Annotated in this window: 13 protein-coding genes and 1 pseudogene; 5 read left to right on the top strand and 9 right to left on the bottom strand. The window is 55.6% G+C overall.

Annotated features, from left to right (window positions below; genetic code table 11):
• Positions 1 to 7: 7 nt before the first annotated feature.
• Entirely contained in the window at positions 8 to 1357 is a 1350-nt protein-coding gene (locus AB4N82_RS25270; protein ID WP_460103610.1) for a hypothetical protein, read from the top strand.
• A 45-nt stretch (positions 1358 to 1402) separates the two neighbouring features.
• On the opposite strand, the pseudogene AB4N82_RS25265 reads toward AB4N82_RS25270, so the two are convergent.
• Positions 1403 to 1543 (bottom strand): annotated as a pseudogene (locus AB4N82_RS25265) (DUF4400 domain-containing protein); the annotation flags it as partial.
• A complete protein-coding gene (mobH, locus tag AB4N82_RS25260) occupies positions 1540 to 3264 on the bottom strand; it encodes a MobH family relaxase (RefSeq protein WP_460103608.1) in 1725 nt (574 codons plus the stop codon). The gene mobH and the pseudogene AB4N82_RS25265, both read right to left, overlap by 4 nt.
• 222 nt (positions 3265 to 3486) lie before the next feature.
• Between mobH and AB4N82_RS25255 the strand changes: the two genes are divergently transcribed.
• The gene (locus tag AB4N82_RS25255; RefSeq protein WP_032803416.1) at positions 3487 to 3684 is read left to right on the top strand and encodes a DUF7740 domain-containing protein; all 198 of its coding nucleotides are present in this window, start codon (positions 3487 to 3489) and stop codon (positions 3682 to 3684) included.
• Between the two features lie 189 nt (positions 3685 to 3873).
• On the opposite strand, the gene AB4N82_RS25250 is transcribed toward AB4N82_RS25255, so the two are convergent.
• Together AB4N82_RS25250 and AB4N82_RS25245 are read right to left on the bottom strand one after the other, a co-directional pair.
• A complete protein-coding gene (locus AB4N82_RS25250; RefSeq protein WP_460103604.1) occupies positions 3874 to 4776 on the bottom strand; it encodes an ArdC family protein in 903 nt (300 codons plus the stop codon).
• 130 nt (positions 4777 to 4906) lie between these two features.
• A complete protein-coding gene (locus AB4N82_RS25245) occupies positions 4907 to 5236 on the bottom strand; it encodes a hypothetical protein (protein ID WP_460103601.1) in 330 nt (109 codons plus the stop codon).
• An 882-nt stretch (positions 5237 to 6118) separates the two neighbouring features.
• Here AB4N82_RS25245 and AB4N82_RS25240 point away from each other — a divergent pair.
• Positions 6119 to 6571 (top strand): OmpA family protein, encoded by a 453-nt coding sequence (locus AB4N82_RS25240; RefSeq protein ID WP_460103598.1) that lies wholly within the window; start codon positions 6119 to 6121, stop codon positions 6569 to 6571.
• 265 nt (positions 6572 to 6836) lie between these two features.
• A complete protein-coding gene (locus tag AB4N82_RS25235; protein WP_460103595.1) occupies positions 6837 to 7220 on the top strand; it encodes a DUF3742 family protein in 384 nt (127 codons plus the stop codon).
• A 9-nt stretch (positions 7221 to 7229) separates the two neighbouring features.
• On the opposite strand, the gene AB4N82_RS25230 is transcribed toward AB4N82_RS25235, so the two are convergent.
• From AB4N82_RS25230 to AB4N82_RS25210, 5 genes are all read right to left on the bottom strand, one after another.
• Positions 7230 to 8774: a conjugal transfer protein TraG N-terminal domain-containing protein gene (locus AB4N82_RS25230; protein ID WP_460103592.1), complete on the bottom strand. Its 1545-nt coding sequence runs from the start codon at positions 8772 to 8774 to the stop codon at positions 7230 to 7232.
• Between the two features lie 10 nt (positions 8775 to 8784).
• Complete coding sequence (locus AB4N82_RS25225) at positions 8785 to 9093, bottom strand: hypothetical protein (RefSeq protein ID WP_460103589.1); 309 nt, start codon at positions 9091 to 9093, stop codon at positions 8785 to 8787.
• 3 nt (positions 9094 to 9096) lie between these two features.
• Positions 9097 to 10479 carry an integrating conjugative element protein gene (locus tag AB4N82_RS25220; protein ID WP_460103587.1) on the bottom strand — a complete coding sequence of 461 codons (1383 nt, stop codon included), beginning with the start codon at positions 10477 to 10479 and terminating at the stop codon, positions 9097 to 9099.
• Entirely contained in the window at positions 10476 to 11432 is a 957-nt protein-coding gene (locus tag AB4N82_RS25215; RefSeq protein WP_460103584.1) for a TIGR03756 family integrating conjugative element protein, read from the bottom strand. Before AB4N82_RS25215 ends, AB4N82_RS25220 begins: the two co-directional genes overlap by 4 nt.
• A 105-nt stretch (positions 11433 to 11537) precedes the next feature.
• A complete protein-coding gene (locus AB4N82_RS25210; RefSeq protein ID WP_460103581.1) occupies positions 11538 to 11792 on the bottom strand; it encodes a helix-turn-helix domain-containing protein in 255 nt (84 codons plus the stop codon).
• Positions 11793 to 11961: 169 nt separating this feature from the next.
• Here AB4N82_RS25210 and AB4N82_RS25205 point away from each other — a divergent pair, with 169 nt between their 5' ends.
• On the top strand, positions 11962 to 12234 hold the full coding sequence (locus AB4N82_RS25205; RefSeq protein ID WP_460103577.1) for a LasR-specific antiactivator QslA: 273 nt from the start codon (positions 11962 to 11964) through the stop codon (positions 12232 to 12234).
• Positions 12235 to 12259 lie beyond the last annotated feature (25 nt).

Below are 12259 nucleotides of genomic sequence, written 5' to 3'. Positions count from 1 at the left end.
TGTAAAAATGGAACGTCAGTCTGAGATTTCTCATCTTTCCGATGAACAGGTTGAGGAGCTGTATCGGCGATATGTAGCTGGTGAGCGAAATTCAGACCTTGTTGCTGAATATAAGATTGAGGTCTCTCCAAACAGCTTGATCAAAGTGTTTCCGCCGCTGCAATTGAGTGGTGTTTCTTGTCCTCGTTGTGATTTGCAAATGTATGAGCGGAGAAAGAGCAAAGGGGATGTTGCGTCGGGAGATACAGTAGGTTTTTGCAAGGAGTGCGATCACAAGTACTACGTGGTCCGTTCTCGAGGCAGGCAGAGGCACTGTACGTGTGGTCCGTGTGTGATAGCTCAAGCACAAGAGCTAGCGGAAAGAGAAAGATCTCTTCGTGAAAAAATTTGTCAATACTGGCAGTCCCGTGTTGGCGATGCTATTCCGTATGAGCAGTTGGATATTCAAGAGAAAGTCTATCTCTTGGCATTGGTGAATGCGCAAGCGGACCTTAATCTCTCAATCGTCAAATCTGTCGCTGAACGCAGGAGAGACGTTTGGTTTGCTCCGTCAGAAAGCCTCGAAAATGAAATTCTGGTTCTGCTTTATAGGCGTCGGATGATAGCTGTAGACCCCGAGTCACCTATTACAGCGTTCGACTCCAAAAACGTCGAGTCGGTAAGTGTCATAGGCGTGAGGTGGATCATAAACGTCACGCTTGGTGACGCGCGAAGGTCTTCCATAGAGGATGTGCAGAGGAGAATTGTTAAAGACCTCTCACTCCCGCCAGTAGACTTTGACGCGCATCAGCTGAATACGGTGGCAACGAGCATCCTGACTGAGCAGGCCATACGGCAGATTCGCTATCAATGTGATCGTTATTCTCTGCCATTCACCGCTGAAAAGAAGGGTAGGGATGTTATTGGCACTCTCCTGCTCAGCCATAGTTTGGCTGTGGTGTGTTATTTTGCGTATTTGGCTGCCCGTAGAGCCAATGACTATTATTTGGATGCCAATATTAGCAAGGCTCAGGCGTCAAACATAATACCTGGAAGAATGCAGGAATACGGTATGAAGGCAGAGGGCGAGGCTTGGGATCTGGCATCAAAACGGTATCTTACGGGCGATCCTAGGTCCGAGCTTAATAAAGTGATCTTCGATCTGGTTCTGCGGGCTCAGGACGGAGGTTCGTACAAGAAAGTGGATGAGTATTTCTCGTTTGTTTCTAAGGTCGAGACTCCAACAATTGCATCCGTTTTTAGTTGTCCTGTCTGTGGTTCCAGTGCGGTGCATGCGAGCGTTAAAGAAAATTGCATTTTTGTCGATTGTAAAGATTGTATATCGAGATCCCCGGTTAGACTAACAGCGCAGAGTTGAGCGTCCCCTTGAATCAGCGATTCAAGAGGCAAAAGCCCTGGGATGTCAGAGGTACTTCTTGAATGTCGTGTCAGTAATACCGACCATACAGCCGAGCAATGTTACGCACGGTAGAAGCACCCAGTTGGGGTTAAGCGACCATGGCAGGGAAAGGTAGATCACCCAGGGACTGATGAGCGTCGTTAGCCATCATCAAGCGCGAGAAAAGGGTTATCTGGTGGTATCGATTCTAAAATTGATGTCGGCTCCGAAATCAAATACCCCTTCAAGGTCGTTTTCTTCCTGGGACCTTGCACTTTGCACTTCCAGATGTTCAAGCCGTTGCCATGCTTCCTGTGGATCTTCAGTTTTTCGAACTGCTTCTGCACCCAGCGCCATTCTTCAATTTCTTGATTGGTCCCCTGTGAGATACCGGGAAACTCCTGCGTGTAGCGTTGAAAGAGGCCAGGTGTGACCAGAAACACAGTACCGCTCACTGTGTGGATTTTGGCCTTGCTCTCGTTGATGATCAACTTGTGGCTCAGGATGCCTTCCTTGAGCCAATTCAGGAATGCCTGACCAGGGTTGTCCGATGAGGGATTTGAGATTTCGAGGATGCCTGCTGACGATGTGTCGCTGACCTCAGGCTCTTCCAGCTCGAACATATCCAACAGCGTGCCGAGGTAGTCGGCATCTTCCATCGCCAGTGGCTCGGGCTGCGATGGGCTTTGAGTTGATCTTGTACTGACTGTCTCGGGCGCAGGTGGTGGTACCGGAACGTCAGTCGGGTGGTCATCGCCTGCCGCGCTCACCGTTCCGCTGAAAGCGACGGGCCGGTCTTCGTTTCCCCAGATCAACACCGGTTGAAGGCGCAGAAAGGTGAAGCTCTGCTGCCAGTTCCCCTGCGCAACGAGCGCGTTCCAGATGGCTTTGCCTTCCGGGGTCGACTCGACCAGCCCATGCGATTGCAGCTCGTCGAACACCGCGATGTTGGAGGAGGGAATGCCCTCAATCGCTTGCGACAGTAGATAGGCTCGCAGCTTGTCGGTGACGGTCTTGCTGACCAGCCAAAGTGCGTCCTGGGTCAACCATCCCGCGGCACCCGGCTGGTTGAGTTTCAGCTCGTGTTGAACCAGATGACGCAGTCCGCTGATCAAATGGTGTTGCAACGAATGAATCGGCGCTTGTAGCGCCTTGTTTGGGTTGCCTCCGATGTTTTGTGCTGTGGAGACGCGGTCGGCTTGAATGACCAACTCACCGAGCACGCCGGCACGTTCGTACTGGCCCGCCAGGACATATAGCAGACAGGCCCACAGCAACGGAAATCCACTGAGCCAGTCCAAGATAGGTCGATCGAGAATTTGGGTGTAGAGCAAGCCTGTGGCGGCTCCGTGCAGGTGGTAGTCGCGGCCTTTGAGGTAGCGGAAACGGTAGGGCTGATCCAGGGAACCGTGCCAAGGATGCCAAACACGGCCATCCTGGCGTTCGACCAGCAGGTCCACGGCGATCTTGCCGATGTCATGCAGCAGGGCACCATAGGCGATGCCAGCCGACCAGGCATCGGCCTGGGCGGCTTGGTCTTCGGGCGCGGCGCCGGTGGGCAGCAGATACGACTGACGCAGTTTCAAACTGCAAGCGACCAGCTCCAGGCCATGGTCGAGCATGCCGCCGAGATACGCATGGTGGTGCGTCTCGCTGGCCGGGAGTTGCTGGACCTGTTCGGCGTAGCGATGGATCGGATTTAAGTAGAACTGGGTGAATTGGGCGTGGGAGAGGGCAGTGTACTGCCAGATGCGATCGAGCAACTGGCGGCGGTGCTCCGCGGCTAACAAGCTGTGGGCCGACGCGATGGGCAGGTAACCTTCGTCAACGCTTACGGTTGGTGGCGGTGGGGGCTTCTGCTTTTTGTGGCGAAACAGACTGAGCATCGCGACCTCCGGGACGTGGTTGAGTCAGTGACCTTTTAGCCTTTTCGGATAGAGCTCTTACCCTTAAACAACCATTCCCTTCCAACCCTTACCCGACCTTTTGGCTTGTGTCCCTTTGTACGGCAATCGGAATATCGATACTGCTAGGCTTCGTTTTGTTGGGGGCTGGTACGAAAAAGAAAAGAGTCGGTACACTGCGGTGCATCTTTTTTGGAACTTGCCATGAACCTCACTGACGCCACGCTCGTGCTGCTGCTCGCGGCACGTATCCATGGGACAGACGAAGCTGTCAGGGCCTCGGCGAAGAGCGTGGTGAAGAAGTTGCCACGCAGCAAGCGCGATCTGATCTACAAGGTGATCGACAGTCGGAGTCCGCTCGAGCTGGTGGATTTTTTGGCGCAGAACCTGGATACGGAATGACATGCTGCGGGGCTGCCCCATCTGTTGTTCTTCGCGTCAGAGTCCCGCAGTGCGGGGCTTTTTTCAAAGCGCAGAAAAAAGGGCTCAACTCGCGTTGGGCCCTGTGAAACGCTTGCAGTGGTGAGGTAACAATTAAGCTCCGTCGTTCATGCATAGTGAGTCATCCAAGACCGCTTGCTTCAGTTGCTGCTACAGGTGGAGCACATACTCCGAGGCGCTTCGGGCGTGGCCACTGGCACGAAAGATTGCGCGCTTGTCAGCCTTGAGCAGGCTGAGCCAGGAGTCGATGTAGCCCTCGTGCCGCAGCTCTCCCTGTATACCGGTGTAGGCACATAAAAACGCTGCGCCCATTTCGGCGATCAACTCCTCAAACGCGTAGCCTGGCGAGCCGAACGGACAGGATGACGTCATGCCTTCGCGCTGCAACCGAGCGTGATGCCCGGTCCAGTGCGTCAGCTCGTGCAGTGCGGTAGCGTAGTACCCACCTTCATTGTGAAATTGCGCTTTTGTCGGCAGTTGGATGAGATCCCTGATCGGGTGGTAAAAGGCTTCGTCGGCAGATCGATGAACGATGTGTGCCCCCGAACTTAACAGCAGGTTTTCCGCAGCACTGTTGGCCGGGAAGGGATAACTCTGTTCCGTCTCGAGCAGGGTTTCGTTGAACGTTTCGAGCCCCTCCGTTTGCTCGATGTTGAACAGAAAATGTGTCCTGAGGATGCCGAAGTGAGCGACCTTGGGCTGACCGTTTTCATCGAGTACGGATTGGCCTGACGCGGTCTGTTCCTCACGCTCCATCGGCTTGTAGAGCACCGCCAGGGTGCTGTGTTCACCTTTACGGATGTGCCCGCCGGCTTTTTTGGCTTGGTTGAAGGTCAGCCAACGATCTTGAGTGAACCCCTGCAATCGGGCCTCGGCCCAGAGCAACGGTACATTGATCCCCGAATAGGGACGATGCGTGATGGCGTTGATGGGGTAGGGGTGATGACCGACGTCAGCTGAGCCACTTGAGGACCAGGGTTTGATCCAGGGTGTAACGCCTTGGTTTAACGCAGTAACGATCTTGTCAGTCACGTCTTGGTAGATATCGCGCATGGCATTTTCCTCGAGAGAAAACAGAGGAACGCCTTGCCCGTCGGGGAGGGTTCCCCGGTGGGTTGGATTGATGCAGGACTTGCATGCCGTCTGAGTGTGGATCGGGGGTGCCGAGTACGACCGTATGTGTTTAGCGTTGATGTTCTCCTGCAAGCGCTATCAGTAAGGCGTTAGGCTGGCCTGGCTCAAGGAGCAGGCTTAGGCTCAGTTGCAGCAACGGGTTTTGGCGTGGATGACCCGTTGACGCGATGTGGACTACCTCGAACAGCACATAGGGCTCGTGTGGATAGGTCAGGTGGGCTTCGAAGGCTGCGCGCAATACGTGGCTCAGCCGATCGACCTGCAGCTTCTCAGGATGACCTGAGCGCTCGAGCAGTACTGCGCGTTGCCACGCGCCAGGAGTGAACACGATGGGCAGCCGAAGGGTGTTCAGTGTTTCCGGTGTAAGTGAGTCGGGCATGGTATGTCTCCGTTGAAAACGCGAAGAAACCTGTCCCGTGCGGGGAAAGATTTCCCCGCAGTGGGTTGAAGAAAATCAAGAGGGCTTACCTCACGAGCAGAGCTAGAACGGCGCTCACGAGAGCAGTAGGCGTTCATCACCGTAAAAACGGTCACCGTGCGAGCTACCGAACGCTGATCGCACTTGGGGAGAACCATCACCGAAGTGACGTAGTCTTGAAGGCTCTGGCTACCTGGGAAGGTGCTGTCGATAACAGCGATCCGTACTGCGTATTTAACCTAGTGATATATACGGATCAACCACTTCAGAGGCGCCATTCCACGAGGGTTGTCTATTTACTTCCAGAGCGAACTTTTCTGCTCGATGAACTGATAAATGGTCAAGTGTGTAATCGCTTTCAACTTCTTCAGGAGCAGACATTTGAAAGGTGTCGCTCTGTGGCAGGTGCCAACGAAGCATTGGAGGGGCGCACTCACCCCAATCGAATATTCTCAATGAGGCTTTCAGCGAGATGGCTGGTGACCCTCTGGAGGGATGTCACATCGCATGCAAGGAACTCGACCGAAGCAGCTTCGCCATAAGCGATCGAGGAATCTAGTAATTCGCGATATGTTGTTCCGGAGTTGTGCCTGGGAACGGTCTCTAGCATAGGGCCAGGGTTGCGCTGGCCCGTAACGGCAATTGTGGACCTCCCCCTTTACGCAAGCCTGCTAACCTACGCCAACATGAGTGCGATCACATCAGGGAGCGACGATGCCGAGAAAATCCAGATCTATAAGTCATAGCCCCGTTGTGTGGGCATCAGCTTTGGTCATTGTGATTTTATTCACAGCGGTAGCCTACAGAGTGGTTACCCAATGTGAACCAAGCAGTTTTCAGTTGATGAAGTACATTCAGGTACAGCTAGGCGGGTGTAAACGAGAAGACCTAGGCGTCATCAAACCCAAGTCACCGAAATGGATCATCTACTTTCAACACGGGAAAGTTGCAACGAACGCATCAGCATTCGTCGGACTTGAGGATGCTATCAAGTGGTACAAGGAAAACCCTGGGAACGATATCTTGATTGAGGGGCACTCTTCGTCAGATGAAATTGATGCCGTGGAGGCTAACGCCGACGGAGAGTCGATTGCGGATGTGGCCCAACGTATCTCTCAGTTACGCGCTGCAGCGGTGAGAGACTATTTCGTACAGCGAGGCGTGGCGAGCAGCTCAGTATCAAGCATTGGATATGGATTATCTAAGCCACTGCCAATGCACCAGGAAGACTTTGAAACTAGTAATCGCAGAGCTGAAATACTGATGCGCGATCACGAAGACCTCCGTACTCACTGATGAGTTGTAACTCCTATAGTATTGTTGATGCATTCATGTATTTTTCTGACTAATACCCTTTTTATCATAACTGGCCACAGTCTGTGCCGAGGTATTTATCTGAGAGGTTATGCAGTTCACTACTTCAGCAAAGAGGTTTGATTTCTTTATCCAATGAAATGGCTCTCGGCAGGGCAAGCTGATAAACGGTCAACTCCGGTCAGTTTTCGGTAGTAGGCTAGTATGGCAGATCCAATCATGAAAACGCTCAAAAGAGGGCGAGACCATGCCGACTCAGCAACCTGTTCAGAATTCACGTGCCCACCGCTGGGCGTACGCCTGTGGCATGTCGGTAAAGCGTGGTTATCGTAGGTTGAAAACGTTTGAGGCCCGCGTGGCTGAGCGAGCGGTGATGGCAGGTATGCCCGCAGGTAAAACACTTATTCGCGGGAGTTTTCTAGTCATCAAGTTGGCAGTTGCTGCCGGACTCCTTCTAGTCAGCTTATGGTTCACAGTGTCGGTGATGATCCTTATTGTCTTGTGTTGGGCCATCGCCAATGGAACTCCTATCAAACCTAAGGATGCTCTCCGGTACAAGGCATATGGCGACCCATATGGTGAGTATGAGTATGGCCGCGCACCCGGTCAGCCTGATTTAAAAGACCTGTAGTCGAGATATTCACCCCTTCCTTAAGGCCTTTCCAGCAGACATCAGAGCTCCAGCGCCCCTTGCACCAGCATCTTGCGCTTGAGCTGCTCCTTTGCTAAGCATGCCGTCGGCAATTGAGCCAACGCTATATCCTGCCCAGCTCATCGCAGCCAAAAACAACATTGGAAGCACGACGAACATTGCCCCCATCACATACTCGATCACCTGCGCCGTGACGGTTCCATCCATAAACCCGGATGTGGGCAGCGACAACAGCACTTGATTGGAAGCCGAAACTTGGTTGTACAAGGTATCGAGCATGCTGGAGTCGACCCAGCGGGCCAGTTCCCACCAGAAACTCAGCATGTGCAGCGTGAACAGCGCGAACGTCACCGTCATGACGGTCTTCAGCTGGTAGGTACTGACCAGCAGGATCAACGGCAAGCTGATGATGACGCCCATGATCAGGAAGGCCTGCACCATCGGCAGCGCTGCACGTAGCGCATTCATCGCCGGGAAGTTGCTGAAGGAACCGAGGGCCAACCCGGTATTGGTGGCGAGGCTATTGAGCCCCTGATTGATCGAACCGCCACGAGCGCTGGAGCCGTAGTCCTGGTACACCTGTCCGGGCGACATGGACATCGATTGCTGGCGCGGGCTGACCAGCTCACGCAGGGTGGCATCCTCGATCTCGTTGCTCGAACGACCAGTCAACCAACCTTTCAGCTGAGTCAGCAGCGAGGGATCGACCTGCTGGATCAAGCGCTCGCGCAAGCCAACACCGCTATCACTCCACCACTGCTTGCAGGTGGGGTAGCCCGCGCCATTCTCCAGCCGAGGTAAGGAAACATCGCGGCTTTCGTCATACGGCCAGCTGACTCGCGGTGTGCGTGAACGATCCGTATCGTAGTAGCCGGGCGTGTCGAGAAAATAGCTTGAGCCGATCCAGGACGCGTCGTGACTTTGTACCTTGTCCAACTGCGGACGGTTGGTGAACAACCGAGAACGGGAATAGCCATAGCAGTCGCGGGTGAAGTCGGCGACTTCCTGCAGCAGTACCTGGCTGTCGATGCGCGAACTGTCGATCTCCATGCGCATTTGCCGGATATCCGCTGCGCAAGGGATGGAGGCGGTGGCCGCCGCGGTCACACCTTTGCTTAAGGCATGCACCAGAAACCACCAGATCGGTACGTTGGCGGAGCGTTCGCCGATCGTATTGAAGGTCGCCCCCCAGGCGGTTTCCGTCGGTTGGGCCACACTCACGCCGCAGCGCTGACTCGCCGCATCATCGAACGTCATTGACGAGAGGCTCAACGGAAACACTGGCGCGCAACCGAACAACACGACAATGTAGGCCAGCCACAACCGGTTCTCGATCCGCGGCACCGAGAGCAGTCCCTTGTTGCCTTCATCCGCGCCTTGCTGACGGGCCGACAACCATTCCTGCAAGATGATTGCACCAAAGGGCGCGGCGAATAGCCCGGTGTCGGACAGGACGCTCCAGAGGCCGTTGTTGATGATCCAGGCCAGCAGGGAGAGGTAAAACTCCAGGTAGCTGTTGGTGCTCAGGAGCATGGTGATGACCTCACAGTCGGGTGAGTTCGAGGCAAGTAAAGAGCACAAGTCCTAATGCTCCGATGCGCTTCACACGCAGTCGATCCTGTGGCCGATGTTGGTAGCGCCGAAGCAGATCCCACCAGAGCGCAAACAGGGCGCTGTAGAGCAAGGCGCGCCACCACCGCAGATACGGCCGTACGGATTCGAATGCCTGCTGCCAGGCCTCGAAACTACCCAGCGCAGTGCGGCCGATCCAGGCGACCAGTGCGGCGGCCAGGATCATCACCGCGGCAATCCCCAGACCTGAAAGAAAAGTGAATAGCGGTGAGCGTTTCATGGCTCACTTGCGCCTGGCGTCAGCATCATTGAGTCGGCCCGGTTCAGGATCACCCTGCTCGACGGTGCGCGATGCGTCGGCACCACCGGCATGCCGATCGAGCACTAGGCTGGCGGTGTTGGTGGCCAGCATCTGCCGTATCTGCAGCTCGGTTTGCAGCAGGCGAATTTCGCGCTCCAGAGTGTCTATGTTTTTCGTCAAGGCGTTCTGGGCCGGTTCGGCGGAGGCGATGTTCGGTTCGTGACTGCCCGCCAGTAGCGTACGCAGTAGCAGCAGTGCCTTGTCGAGTACGCTGGACAGGGCCGTCTCGCTGGCTAGGCGTCGCGCCAGCAGATCCTGGTCGGGATCGTCGCGCAGGGCTTCAACCACACCACGGGTTACCGGCAGCATCGGGCTGGAGGCTTTAGTCAGGTTGTCAGGGGTAAGCGGCAGAGAGCCAGACAGTAACCCTTGCAGTGCTTTGAGGTGTTCGCTGTAGGCCTCCTGGATCAGCGGCGTCAATCCGCTGCCAGCGGTCGCACGCAGGGTTTCGCAGGTGTCGCAGGTCGAGACTTCGCTCTCGCCCAACACGCGAACGGCCCATTCGGATTCCTCTTGGGGCGAGGTCCATGTCTGGCAAATAGCCCCACCCTGGCAATCGCTGCTACTGATCGAGGCACTGTCATCCACCGACCGGTTATGCAGCAGGTTATAGCCCGCGCGCACCACGTCGGCAGTCACCCGGATGGGTGTCTGCCCACTACCTCCGGCCTTTGAGCCGCCGACCCAGGACACCCCATTATTGCCGTTACGGGCCTCGGTGTTTTTCACCGCCGCCACCGCATCACCGCCGGTTTGCTCCAGATTGCCCTGCATTTCTTGGTTCTTGGCCAGCGCGCCCCAACCGGCTTGACCGACCTTGTCCGCCATCTTTTCGGCCATGGCCTGGCAGGTCAGCTTGGAGCGGTCAAAGTCGATACGCCCCTGCATCACCCCGTTACTGAGCAACTCATAGAGACCGGGGTTGGCGCGCTGGATGATCAACGCCGGCAGCGACATCACCGCTTGGGTCGCGTTCTGCACGATGCTGCCCATGATCTGCTGGAAACCTTCGGTGACGCCGTTCAGCTGGTTTTGCAGGGTGTTGGTGAGGCTCATGTTTCCGCACATCATGTTCGCTCGCCAGGAGCCGCCGACACCGAGACCACTGGGTCGGTAGAACGAACTCGGTGAGCCGACTGCCGAGCCGCCACCAATGGTGTACATCACTCGGTCGTCGAGTACTTCGCCTTGAGTACCTAGGCGGTAATCGCCCTCGACGGCATGAGCATGAGTGGCCACGGCGAGCAGTCCACAGAGCAACAGACTCATCATGCCCAACCATGATCGCGCGCAAAGCCGAATCATGATGCACCGCCTTCGAAGTCGATACTGAACAGAAAGGTCTGCCCCTCACGTTTGCAGCAGCTATAGGGACGCCACAGCGACCAGGCGTAGCCGCCATCCGCGCTCTGTACCGGATCGCTGGGGAAGATGGCGCATGTGGGCTGAACCTGAGGGAAGAGCAATTGCCATTTGTGGGTCGACGCGTCGTTTTCAACGATCGGGCCAGGCGGCCAGTAGCCGTCGCGTTTGGCGGGCGTCAGTGGTACATAGACATGCGGCTGCCAATTGCGGGTAATCACATCACCGGCCCGTTGCGCCATGACCGCGGCCGCCTTGAAGTCGTCGGGCTGTACTAGAAAGCCCTGCCGGGGATAGACGTTGCCCCACATATTTCCCGAAGCCTGACGACCAATTTCACGGATCCCCGGCATGAGCGACTCGGGGTAAAGACTTTCCGGTATGCCATGGCGCCAGGCCAGTGAGTCCAGGGTGCTCAGGTAGTAGGGCATGAACGCAGTTGCACCGCTGGCGCAGGCATAGCCGGATTGAGAGGCCAGTTGCGTTGCGGCCCAGCCACCGGGGTGGCCGATACCGTCGACGTTCTTGAAGCGGGGCAGGTTGTCGCGGCGGGTGTTCAGTGTGATCAGGTTGCCGCCACCTTCCGCACCGCTGATGGGGAAAGAGAGGGTGGCCATCTCGGCCCAGGGATTGTTGCCGGTGGTGGCGTAGCTCGAGACCACCAGTTCAGGAATGAAATGACGAACCTTGGTCGAGGTTTTGACCTTGCAGCCGAAGGGCGTGCAGAGGAGCCAGAAACAAATGCCGACGACCCTGTATTCGAGACAGTTTGGCGAAAGCACGGAGGACGTGATGCTGCCAGTGTCCAGCGCCATGCTTGGGCCGCACGCTAGCAGGATGCATAGCGCCAAAGGCCGTAGCTTTGTGGGCGGGATTGACGAGCAGGCAACAGGCATGATCCAGACTCTCGGTGTTTGGCCTGGGCAGGTTCGGTTACGGATTGAAGACTGTCAGTGGAAATTATGAAGGCGGATCTATCGGATTTGTGAGTTGTGAGACTATTATTTGACGTGAAGGGCGCTGCGCAGAGTATCGGGTTCTGCAAGTAGCTGATCTGTGGTTGTTTCGAGAATATTGGCCAGCTTGCACAGGACCAACAACGACGGATTGCCCGTGCATCTTTCGATTTGACTGACGTAGGTGCGATCCACCTCGGCCATGAGCGCGAGCTGCTCTTGGGTAAGGTTTTTCACGCGTCGCATCAAGCGGATATTTTCCGCCAGCTGCAGACGAAGGTGTTCGTAGTCTTGAGTCATGCGCGCAAATTGCGCCTTGAGGGACTCTCAATCCACGGGATATAGTCTACATTGGCATTGATCTAGGCCATTTGATGCTCATGCCTGTTATCGAGCGTTCATTTGGAGTCGTTAAGCCTCTCGAAGCTGTGCCGAAGGTCTAACAATAAATCACAAGTCTAGGGTGTATATGAACGAAAACTACATTTCAATTCCGGCGGCGGATGGTAGCCCAAGTCTTCTGACGCCTTGGGGCAGCGAATTTGCCCCGATGATCGAACGTGGCGTGCAATGCGCTCAGGCTTGGCTTGATACGCCCGGCGAGATTCCGTTGTGGTGGGAGCTCGCGCAAACCCGCAAGACCTTTCCTGTCGGTGACTGCCAGGATGCGTTTGAAGCCGGATTCCTGTTGAGGATTCAGCAGCGGTTAAGCAATGTGTCACCCAGCCCAAGTCAAAGCTGAGAAAAACGACGTTTAAGACGGGTTC

The sequence above is a fragment of the Pseudomonas sp. H1_D04 genome (assembly GCF_054683855.1).
Note: the sequence above shows the minus strand (reverse complement) of the source record. Positions and strands in the feature narration are given on the sequence as shown.